9 protein-coding genes and 1 rRNA gene are annotated in these 10,391 nt (G+C 73.2%); 6 read left to right on the forward strand and 4 right to left on the reverse strand.

The features are described 5' to 3' along the window. Nucleotides 1–73, forward strand: a 5S ribosomal RNA gene (gene rrf / locus DKT69_RS41485); the annotation flags it as partial. 118 nt (nt 74–191) lie between these two features. On the opposite strand, the gene DKT69_RS28725 is transcribed toward rrf, so the two are convergent. Continuing rightward, on the reverse strand, nt 192–872 hold the full coding sequence (locus DKT69_RS28725) for a hypothetical protein (protein ID WP_109804604.1): 681 nt from the start codon (nt 870–872) through the stop codon (nt 192–194). Between the two features lie 69 nt (nt 873–941). Here DKT69_RS28725 and DKT69_RS28730 point away from each other — a divergent pair, with 69 nt between their 5' ends. From DKT69_RS28730 to DKT69_RS28740, 3 genes are read left to right on the forward strand one after another with little or no spacing between them, the layout of a single operon-like run. After that, on the forward strand, nt 942–3,560 hold the full coding sequence (locus DKT69_RS28730; protein WP_109804598.1) for a valine--tRNA ligase: 2,619 nt from the start codon (nt 942–944) through the stop codon (nt 3,558–3,560). Next, nucleotides 3,557–4,891, forward strand: coding sequence for a bifunctional folylpolyglutamate synthase/dihydrofolate synthase (locus DKT69_RS28735; protein ID WP_109804599.1), 1,335 nt, complete (start codon nt 3,557–3,559; stop codon nt 4,889–4,891). Before DKT69_RS28730 ends, DKT69_RS28735 begins: the two co-directional genes overlap by 4 nt. Continuing rightward, the gene (locus tag DKT69_RS28740; protein WP_236648417.1) at nt 4,888–5,397 is read left to right on the forward strand and encodes a DUF4233 domain-containing protein; all 510 of its coding nucleotides are present in this window, start codon (nt 4,888–4,890) and stop codon (nt 5,395–5,397) included. The genes DKT69_RS28735 and DKT69_RS28740 overlap by 4 nt, the downstream gene beginning before the upstream one ends. Nucleotides 5,398–5,435: 38 nt before the next feature. On the opposite strand, the gene DKT69_RS28745 is transcribed toward DKT69_RS28740, so the two are convergent. Beyond that, nucleotides 5,436–6,707, reverse strand: a complete 1,272-nt coding sequence (locus DKT69_RS28745) for a VOC family protein (RefSeq protein ID WP_109804600.1) — start codon at nt 6,705–6,707, stop codon at nt 5,436–5,438. A 142-nt stretch (nt 6,708–6,849) separates the two neighbouring features. On the opposite strand from DKT69_RS28745, the gene ndk reads away from it, so the two are divergent. Continuing rightward, nucleotides 6,850–7,275, forward strand: coding sequence for a nucleoside-diphosphate kinase (ndk, locus tag DKT69_RS28750; RefSeq protein ID WP_109804601.1), 426 nt, complete (start codon nt 6,850–6,852; stop codon nt 7,273–7,275). A 49-nt stretch (nt 7,276–7,324) separates the two neighbouring features. Here the strand turns inward: ndk and sigJ are convergent, their stop codons facing one another. Continuing rightward, entirely contained in the window at nt 7,325–8,257 is a 933-nt protein-coding gene (gene sigJ / locus DKT69_RS28755; RefSeq protein WP_368666284.1) for an RNA polymerase sigma factor SigJ, read from the reverse strand. Beyond that, nucleotides 8,206–8,646, reverse strand: a complete 441-nt coding sequence (locus DKT69_RS28760) for a carboxymuconolactone decarboxylase family protein (RefSeq protein WP_109804602.1) — start codon at nt 8,644–8,646, stop codon at nt 8,206–8,208. The genes sigJ and DKT69_RS28760 overlap by 52 nt, the downstream gene beginning before the upstream one ends. Before the next feature lie 202 nt (nt 8,647–8,848). Here DKT69_RS28760 and DKT69_RS28765 point away from each other — a divergent pair. After that, nucleotides 8,849–10,391, forward strand: a 1,543-nt coding sequence (locus DKT69_RS28765; protein WP_109804603.1) for an alkaline phosphatase D family protein, incomplete at its 3' end; no start/stop codon positions are given.

The following is a 10,391-nucleotide window of genomic DNA, read 5'->3' on the forward strand; positions in this document are numbered from 1 at the left end:
CCCGGAAGCTAAGCCCTCCAGCGCCGATGGTACTGCACTCGGGAGGGTGTGGGAGAGTAGGACACCGCCGGACAATCTTTCCAGATGAGGTCACCCTTCGGGGTGACCTCATCTGCGTTTCCGGCCCCAAATCCGTGCCACCGGACGAAGGGCACGCCGCTGGCGAGCCGGCGCCGTGCCCCGAAAACCGGTCAACGGGTCTGTATGCCCTCGCGGAGCTGACGGAACAGGCCGGCGGCCTGGCCGACGGGACGTCCCGGGAACATTGCCATCACCACGCTGCCGTGGTCGGCCCAGCCGCACACCGCGAAGTCGCCGCCGTCGCCGCTGGTCGTACCGCACTTCATCACGCCGCCCAGCCGGCCGGCGTCGACCTCCCGCAGCCCGGTGACCTTGCCGGTCTCGTCGGCCATCAGGCCGAACAGGCTGTCCAGATCCCGCTCCGGCTGCCAGAGCAGGGTGGTGCCGCCGAAGACGAGCACCGCCCTTCTCGCGTCCGCCGGATCGCTGTAGACGGTGCCGACGCTCTTGTCCAGCTCAATGTCGGCGGCGAAGCCGTCCCGCAGGTAGTCGGCGGTGCTCCGCGCCCGCTCGCTGTCGTCGCGGGTGAGTCCGGCCACCTTCACCGGGGTCGACAGGTCGGTGTCCTTCTGCTGAAACACCCGCCAGCCGCCGGCGCCGAGCGCCCCGAGCCCCGCGAGCCCGGCCACCAGCGCGACGGCGAGCACCAGGCGCCGGCGACGGGACGGCGCACCGGCCCGCTCAGGGCTGCTTTCCGGGTCGCGGCGGCTCAGCTGGATCGGCTCGTCGGTCAGGTCGACCGGTTCGGGCCCGTCGCCGAGCGGCCGCTCGGTGAGATGTGCGTCGGACATGTCCGCCACCGTACGCGAACAACAGGTGGCGCACGTCGGGTCCGCCGAAGCGCTCCGTAGACTTTCAGGGTGACCGAGAGACTGGATGCCCGACGCCCCGACGCCCCGACCCTTGCCGGCCAGTACCAGCCCGGCGAGGTAGAGCAGCGACGGTACGAGCAGTGGGTAGCCGGCGGCCACTTCCGGGCGTCGGCGGAGAGCGACAAGCCCCCCTTCACCATCGTCATCCCGCCCCCGAACGTCACCGGCTCGCTGCACATGGGCCACGCGTTCGAGCACACGCTGATGGACGCCCTCACCCGGCGGAAGAAGATGCAGGGCTTCGAGGCGCTCTGGCTGCCCGGCATGGACCACGCCGGCATCGCCACCCAGAACCTGGTCGAGCGGCAGCTCGCGACCGAGGGCCTGTCCCGGCACGACCTGGGCCGGGAGAAGTTCGTCGAGCGGGTCTGGCAGTGGAAGGCGGAGTCCGGCGGCGCGATCCTCGGCCAGATGCGCCGGCTCGGCGACGCCGTGGACTGGGACCGTGAGCGCTTCACCATGGACGAGGGCCTGTCCCGGGCCGTGCAGACCATGTTCAAGAAGCTCTTCGACGACGGGCTCATCTACCGGGCCAACCGGATCATCAACTGGTGTCCGCGCTGCCTGACCGCCCTGTCCGACATCGAGGTGGAGCACACCGAGGACGAGGGTGAGCTCATCTCGATCCGCTACAGCGACGACGTGGTGGTGGCCACCACCCGGGCGGAGACGATGCTCGGCGACACCGCGGTGGCGGTGCACCCCGACGACGAGCGGTACCGGCACCTGATCGGCACCGAGGTGGCCGTGCCGCTCACCGACCGGCGGATCCCGATCGTCGCCGACGAGCACGTCGACCCGAGCTTCGGCACCGGCATGGTGAAGGTGACCCCGGCGCACGACCCCAACGACTTCGAGATCGGCCAGCGGCACGACCTGCCCGCCCTGACGATCATGGACGAGCGCGGGATCATCACCGCGCCCGGCCCGTTCGAGGGGTTGGACCGCTACGAGGCCCGCCCGGCGATCGTCGCCGCGCTGCGCGAGCAGGGCCGGATCGTGGCCGAGAAGCGGCCGTACGTGCACGCGGTGGGGCACTGCTCCCGGTGCAAGACGACCGTGGAGCCGCGGTTGTCGTTGCAGTGGTTCGTCAACACCGGTCCGCTGGCCAAGGCGGCCGGCGACGCGGTGCGCGACGGCCGGGTCCGGATCGAGCCGGCCGAGCTGGCCAAGCGGTACTTCGCCTGGGTCGACAACATGCACGACTGGTGCATCTCCCGGCAGCTCTGGTGGGGCCACCGGATCCCGGTCTGGTACGGCCCGGACGGCGAGATCGTCTGCGTCGGCCCCGACGAGCAGCCGCCCACCGGCGCGGGCTGGCGCCAGGACGAGGACGTCCTCGACACCTGGTTCTCCAGCGGCCTGTGGCCGTTCTCCACCCTGGGCTGGCCCGAGCAGACCCAGGACCTGGCGAAGTTCTACCCGACCAGCGTGCTGGTCACCGGGTACGACATCCTCTTCTTCTGGGTCGCCCGGATGATGATGTTCGGCCTGTACGCGATGGACGGCGTCCAGCCGTTCGACGTGGTCGCCCTGCACGGCATGGTCCGCGACGAGCACGGCAAGAAGATGTCGAAGTCGTTCGGCAACGTAGTCGACCCGCTGGACTGGATCGACCGGTTCGGCGCCGACGCCACCCGGTTCACCCTCGCCCGGGGCGCCAACCCCGGGCAGGACGTGCCGGTGAGCGAGGAGTGGTGCCAGGGCTCCCGCAACTTCTCCAACAAGCTCTGGAACGCCACCCGGTTCGCGCTGCTCAACGGCGCGCACATCGACGGTCCGCTGCCGGCGGCCGGCACCCTGTCGACCGTCGACCGGTGGATCCTGTCCCGGCTGGCGCACGTCACCGCCGAGGTGGACGAGCAGTTCGAGGCGTACGAGTTCGCGAAGGTCTGCGACCTGCTGTACCACTTCGCCTGGGACGACGTCTGCGACTGGTACGTGGAGCTGAGCAAGCCGGTGCTCGCCGAGGGTGGCCCGGCCGCCGCCGCCACCCGGCGGGTGCTCGGGCACGTGCTGGACCAGCTGCTGCGGCTGCTGCACCCGGTGATCCCGTTCGTCACCGACGAGCTGTGGTCCGCGCTGACCGGCGGTGAGACGGTCCTGACGGCCGCCTGGCCGCTGGCCGACCGTACGCTGGTCGACGACGCCGCGGAAGTCGAGGTCGCCACCCTCCAGCGGGTGGTGACCGAGATCCGCCGGTTCCGGTCCGACCAGGGGCTGCGGCCGACCCAGCGGGTCGCGGCCCGGCTGGACGGCCTCGCGCCGGCGGGCATCGCCGCGCACGAGTCGCTGATCCGGTCGCTGGTCCGGCTCGACGCGCCCGCCGAGGACTTCCAGGCCAGCGCCACCCTCGCCATGCCCGGGGAGGTCAGCGTCGCGCTGGACACCCGTGGCTCGATCGACGTGGCCGCCGAGCGGGCCCGGCTCACCAAGGACCGGACGGCCGCCGAGAAGGAGGCCGCGCAGGCCCGGGCGAAGCTGGACAACCCGGCCTTCGTCGGGAAGGCCCCGGAGCCGGTGGTGGCGAAGATCCGCGAACGGCTCGCCGTGGCCGAGGCCGACCTGATCCGGATCGACGCTGCCCTGGAGGCGCTGCCCTCGTGACCGACCGCACCGAATTCGCCGCCGTCGACGCCGCCCTGGCCGCCCGTGGCTTCACCCGCATGCATTTCGAGCTGGAGCGCATCGAGATGCTGCTCGACCTGCTCGGCAGCCCGCAGCGGGCGTACCCGTCGATCCACCTGACCGGGACCAACGGGAAGACCTCGACGGCCCGGATGATCGACTCGCTGTTGCGGGCCTTCGGGCTGCACACCGGGCGCTACACCAGCCCTCACCTGGAGACCGTCCGCGAGCGGATCAGCCTGGACGGGGAGCCGGTCAGCGAGGAGCGCTTCGTCGCCACGTACCGGGAGGTGGAGCCGCTGGCCGAGCTGGTCGACCAGCGCTCCGCCGAACCGCTGACCTACTTCGACCTGACCACCGCGCTGGCGTTCGCCACGTTCGCCGACGCGCCGGTCGACGTCGCGGTGGTCGAGGTCGGGCTCGGCGGCGCCGAGGACGCCACCAACGTGATCCAGGCCGGGGTGGCCGTGCTCACCCCGATCGGGCTGGATCACACCGAGTGGCTCGGCGACACCATCGAGGACATCGCGCTGCACAAGGCGGGCATCATCCACTCCGGCGCGACCGTCATCTGTGCCGCGCAGGAGGAGGAGGCCGCCCGGCCGATCCTGGAGCGCTGCGCCGAGGTGGGCGCCACCCTGGCGCGGGAGGGCGCGGAGTTCGGCGTGCTCCGCCGCTCGGTCGCGGTCGGCGGTCAGGTGCTCGCCATCCAGGGCCTCGGCGGGGTGTACGACGAGATCTTCATCCCGCTGCACGGCGCGCACCAGGCACAGAACGCCGCCGTGGCGCTCGCCGCCGTCGAGGCGTTCCTGGGCGCCGGCGCCAAGCGGCAGCTCGACATCGAGGCCGTCCGGGAGGGCTTCGCCGCGACCAGCTCGCCCGGCCGGCTGGAGAAGGTCCGCAGCGCCCCGACGGTCCTGCTCGACGGCGCGCACAACCCGCACGGGATGGCGGCCACGGTCACCGCGCTGCAGGAGGAGTTCGCGTTCAGCAAGCTGGTCGGCGTGCTGGCCGTGCTCGGCGACAAGGACGCCGCCAGTCTGCTGGAGCTGCTGGAGCCGGTGCTCGACTCGCTGGTGGTCACCGGCAACAGCTCGCCCCGGGCGATGCCGGTGGAGGAGCTGGCCGAGCTGGCCCGGGAGGTCTTCGGGTCGGAGCGGGTGGAGGTCGCCGAGGAGATGCCGGACGCCATCGAGGCGGCGATCGCCGAGGCCGAGTCCGACGTGCCCGGTGAGCTCTCCGGGGTCGGTGTGCTGATCACCGGGTCGGTGGTGACCGTGGCCGACGCCCGCCGGCTGCTGAAGCGATGACCGGCCCGATGGGGGAGCGCCCCGAGGAGGTCGTGCCGAGGCCGGACGCCGGACCGCGGACCGACGCGGCGGCCGACCCCCGTGGGCGGCCGGGCTCGACGCCGGCCGCCGGCGGGCCGGAGCCGGAGGAGGCCGGTGGCGGTCCGGTGGCCGGTGAGCCGGGGGAGCGGCGGTCCGGGCTGCGGAACCCGGAGAAGGCAGTACGCGGGCTCGGCGCCGGCACGCTGGCCCTGGAGGCCCTGGTGCTGCTGCTCGCCATCCAGCCGATCCGGGTGGTCGGCGGGGACCTCGGCGGCGCCGCCATCGCCGTGATCGTGGCGCTGGCCGTGGCCTGCGTGGTGCTGGCCGGCCGGATGGGGCGGCCGTGGGCCTGGCACGCGGGCACCGTGGTGCAGGGCCTGCTGATGCTCTCGGGCCTGCTGCACTGGTCGCTGCTGGTGCTGGGCGTCATCTTCGCCCTGGTGTGGGCCTACGCCCTGCACGTCCGCCGGGTCATCCTCGGCTGAGCCGCGGGCCGGGTGCCGTCAGGCGCCCGGCCCCGCCGTCACGCGTCGGCGAGGGTCCGCCACTGGGTGAGGGCGATGCCGTGCCCGTCCGGGTCGCGGAACGCCGCCGCCCACACCTCCAGCTTCGCGCCCCGGTTGACCACCCGCGGGGCGTACGTGAAGCGGACGCCGGAGCCGCGCAGCCGCTCGTACGCGGCCTGGATGTCGGCGACCTCGAGGTTGACGTGGACCAGCCGCCGGCTGATCGGGGCCGCTTCGGTGATCTCACGCAGCACGAGGCGGGTGGCACCGGAGGAGAGGACGGCGTTGCCGGAGCCCCGGTCCACCTCGTCGAAGCCGAGGTCCCGGTAGAACCCCAGCGACCGGGCCAGGTCGGTCACCAGCAGGGTGATGCCGATGCCGCTGATCGGGGTGGCCACCTCGGCGTCGTCGTCGCCCGCGTACCCGAAGATGGCCTCGTCCAGCTCCTCCGCGGTCGGGGGCGCCCCCGGCGCCGGATCGTCCAGCGGCAGGTCGATCGGGTCCAGCGGCACGTCGATCGGGTCCACCGGCACCGTCGCGTCGAACCGCTCCTCGGCGGGCGGGCGCGGCGCGGGGGTCGCCCGGCGGGGCAGCGGCCCGGCCGCCGGCTGCTCGACCACCGTGCCCTCCAGCACCACCTGGCCGCCCGGGCGCTGGTGCACCACCACCGGTTCGCGTTCCTCGGGCAGCACGGTGCCGTCGTCGAGGAGCGGATCCGGCGCGGGTGGGAAGTCGTCGCGGAAGTCGTCCTCCGGGGCGCGGTCGGCCCACGGCGGCGCCTCCTGCGCGATCAGCACCTCGTCGACCGGGTCGGGGCCCGCGTACTCCGGCGGGAGGTCCGCCGTCGCGGCGGTCGTCTCGGCGTGGGTGGGCACCTCGTCCCAGAGGACGCGGACGTGCCGCTGGTCGTCCAGGGCGACCCGGATGGGCAGCGGCTGGCCCAGCGACGGCCACTTGGCGACCGGCACCCGGGGTTCGATGATCTTCTTGGACCGGGGCGGCAGCCCGGGGGCGTCGATCACCAGCTGGAGCTCGCAGCGGCCGAAGGCGTACTGGGTGGGGGGCTCGGAGGCGCTGTGCACGTGCCCGACGCCGACCACCCAGGTGCGCCCGCCCCCGCGTACCGTGGCCAGGGCGATCGCCAGCACCAGCAGCGCGACGCCGAGGGCCACGATGGCCCAGCTGGTCATCCCCAGTCCGAACAGCACGACGAAGGTCGCCACGGTGCCGAGCACCGCGCCGATCAGCTTGCGCACCGGCGCGATGGGTCGGTTCCCGCCGTTCGCCACAGTGGACCTCCCAGGGGTCTAGGCCAGGCTAGGCCGCAGCGGCGACCGAGGGGAAGAGCAGCCGCCGCGCCGCCGCCGGGACCAGGTCGCTAGGCTGAACCTACCCAGCCAGACCGGCTTCCGCGCACAGGAGGAACCCAGCGTGTCCAGCAGCAGCCCGGATGAGCGCACGCTCGTACTGATCAAGCCCGACGCGGTCCGCCGCGGTCTGGTCGGCGAGATCGTGTCCCGCTTCGAGCGCAAGGGCCTGCGGATCGACGCGATGGTGACGCGGACGATGGACGGCGACTTCGCCGACCAGCACTACGCCGAGCACGTCGACAAGCCGTTCTACCCGCCGCTGAAGGCCTTCATGACCGGCGGCCCGCTGGTCGCCCTGGTGCTCTCCGGCGACCAGGTGATCGAGGTGGTGCGCGGCATGCTCGGCAGCACCGACGGCCGCAGGGCCGCCGCTGGCACCATCCGGGGCGACCTCTCCCTGTCCAACCGGGAGAACCTGGTGCACGCGTCCGACTCGACGGACAGCGCCAAGCGCGAGCTCGCCCTCTGGTTCCCCGAGCTGGTCTGAGCGCGTCGGCCCCGCCCCCGGTCCCGGGGGTCGGGGCCGTCCCGTGTGCTCAGCCGGACAGCCGGGACAACTTAGCCGGGTTGCCGATCAGGTAGAGGTCCGTGATTCGGCCGTCCGCGGCCGCGATCGCCAGCGTGTAGCGAGTCCCGTCGGGCCAGCGGTGCACCAGCGCCGGCCCGCCGTTCAGCTCGGTGAGGGCCGCCTCGATACTGCGGGGCCGGCCGTAGACGCCAGCGAAGAAGCGGGCGATCCGGTCCGCGCCGCGCACCGGGTTGCGCGCCGCACGGACGGCGCCGCCCCCGTCGTTCCAGGAGACCGCGTCGGACGCCACCAGCTCGGTCAGCCGGGCCAGGTCGCCGTCGCGGGCGGCGGCCAGGAAGGCGTCCAGCAGCCGCTGCTGCTCGGCCGGGCCGGCGGTGAAGCGCCGCCGGCCGTCGGCGATCCGGGCGACCGCCCGGTGGTGCAGCTGCCGGCAGTCGGCCGCCGACCGGTCCAGGATGTCGCCGATCTCCGCGTACGGCAGGGCGAACGCGGTGTGCAGCACGTAGACCGCGCGCTCCGGCGGGGTGAGCCGTTCCAGCAGGTGCAGCAGCGCGACCGACACCGAGTCCCGCAGCTCGGCACTGTCCAGCGGCCCGAACGGCTCCGCCGCGCCGGTCGGCACCGGTTCGGGCAGCCACGGCCCGACGTACGTCTCCCGGGCGGCCTGCCGGGTGCGCAGCCGGTCCAGCGCCAGCCGGGTCACCACCCGGGACAGGTACCGGCGCGGCTCGGCGACCGACTCCCGGTCGACGTCGAGCCAGCGCAGGTACGCCTCCTGGAGCACGTCCTCCGCGTCGTGCAGGCTGCCCAGCAGCCGGTACGCCAACCCGAGCAGCATCGGCCGGTGCGCCTGAAGCGCACCGGCCGCCTGCGCTGCCGAGGTGCCGGTCACACCTCGGTCGGCGGCTGCGCCTGGCTGGTCACCGCGATCCGGTTCCACACGTTGATTGTGGCGATCGCGACGACCAGATCCGCCAGCTCCTTCTCCGACCACACCTTGGCGGCGGCGTCCCAGACCTCGTCCGGCACGCCGTGCTCGCCGAGCCGGGTGACCGCGTCGGTCAGCGCCAGCGCGGTCCGCTCCCGCTCGTCGAAGAACGGCGCCTCCCGCCAGGCGGCGACCGCGAAGAGCCGCCGGCTGGACTCGCCCGCGGCCAGCGCGTCCCGGCTGTGCATGTCCACGCAGAACGCACAGCCGTTGAGCATCGACGCCCGCAGCTTCACCAGCTCCAGCACCGTGTGGTCGACGTTGGCCTGGACGTACTTCTCCAGCCCGAACACCGCCTGGTACGCCTGCGGCACGACGGCCGCCATGTCGATCCGACTCATTTCCGGCCTCCCTCGATAACGGCTACACGCGTACGACGGGAGACCGCGCCGCCGACGTGACAGCGGACGGCTGTGACGGTGGTCATGCCCCGGCGGTCCACCAGTGGTCAGCCGCGGTTCCCCCGCCGGCCACCCGCACCGCCGGAACACCTCATCTGCGCCCGGTAGACCACTGGTGACCGACTTCCATCGGAGGGGACAGATGACTGCTCTCGATCGACGTACCCTGCTGCGGGCCGGACTGGCGACGGGCGCCGGACTGGCCGGCGCTGGCCTCCTCGGCGGTGGCCCGGCCGGCGCCGCGCCGGCCTGGCGCCCGTCCGGCCGTCCGGTGCTCACCCACGGCGTGCAGAGCGGCGACGTGACCGCCGAATCGGCGCTGGTCTGGACCCGTGCCGACCGGCCGGGCCGGATGGTCGTCGAGGTGAGCCGCCGCCCCGACCTGCGCGGCGCCCGGCTGCTGCGCGGCCCGGTGCTGGACCCGTCGACGGACTTCACCGGCCGGGTGCGGCTGCGCGGGCTGCCGGCGGGCGAGCGGCTGCACTACCGGGTGCGGGTGACGGACCTGGACCGGCACGGCGTGGCCAGCGAGCCGCTGGTCGGGGCGTTCACCACCGCCCCGGGGCATCATGACCGCCGCGACGTGCGGTTCGTCTGGACCGGTGACATCGTCGGGCAGGGCTGGGGGATCAGCCCGGACTTCGGCGGGATGAGCATCTTCCGGTCGATGAGCGCCGTCCGGCCGGACTTCTTCCTGTGCAGCGGCGACACCGTGTACGCCGACGGCCCGCTCGGCGAGAGCGTGTCGCTGCCCGACGGCCGGATCTGGCGCAACCTGGTGACGCCGGAGAAGACCAAGGTCGCCGAGACCCTGACCGAGTACCGGGGGCAGTTCGCCTACAACCTGCTCGACGAGCACCTGCGGGCGTTCGCCGCCGAGGTGCCGCAGGTCAACCAGTGGGACGACCACGAGGTGCTCAACAACTGGTACCCGGGGGAGATCCTGGACGATGCCCGGTACACCGAGCGGCGGGTGGACGTGCTGGCCGCCCGGGCCCGGCAGGCGTTCCACGAGTGGCTGCCCGTCCCGGACGGCGGGCCGATGTACCGGCGGCTGTCGTACGGCCCGCTGCTGGACGTCTTCGTGCTCGACATGCGGACCTACAAGGACCCGAACGACGGCAACACCTACGCCGACCGGAACCGCGGCCTGCTCGGGCGGGAGCAGCGGCAGTGGCTGATCCGGGAGCTGAGCCGGTCCCGGGCGACCTGGAAGGTGATCGCGAACGACCTGCCGCTCGGGCTCGTGGTGCCGGACGGTCCGGGCGCCCAGGAGGGGGTGGCGCAGGGCGATCCGGGGGCGCCGGCCGGGCGTGAGCTGGAATTCGCCGAGGTGCTGGGCGCAGCCCACCGGGCCGGGGTGACCGGCATCGTCTTCCTCACCGCGGACGTGCACTACGCCGCGGCGCACCACTACGACCCGGCGCGGGCGGCGGTGCGCGACTTCACCCCGTTCTGGGAGTTCGTCTCCGGCCCGGCCCACGCCGGCGCGTTCGGCCCGAACGCCCTGGACGGCACGTTCGGTCCGCAGGCCGTGTTCACCCACGCCCCGCCCCGGGCCAACACCTCGCCGGCGGAGGGCTTCCAGCATTTCGGCGAGGTCGCGATCGACGGCGCGTCGGGCGACCTCACCGTCCACCTCCGCGACCGCGACGGCGTCTCTCTCTGGACCACCACCCTCCCCG

This window comes from Micromonospora sicca (genome assembly GCF_003172935.1).
Classification (GTDB): domain Bacteria; phylum Actinomycetota; class Actinomycetes; order Mycobacteriales; family Micromonosporaceae; genus Micromonospora; species Micromonospora sicca.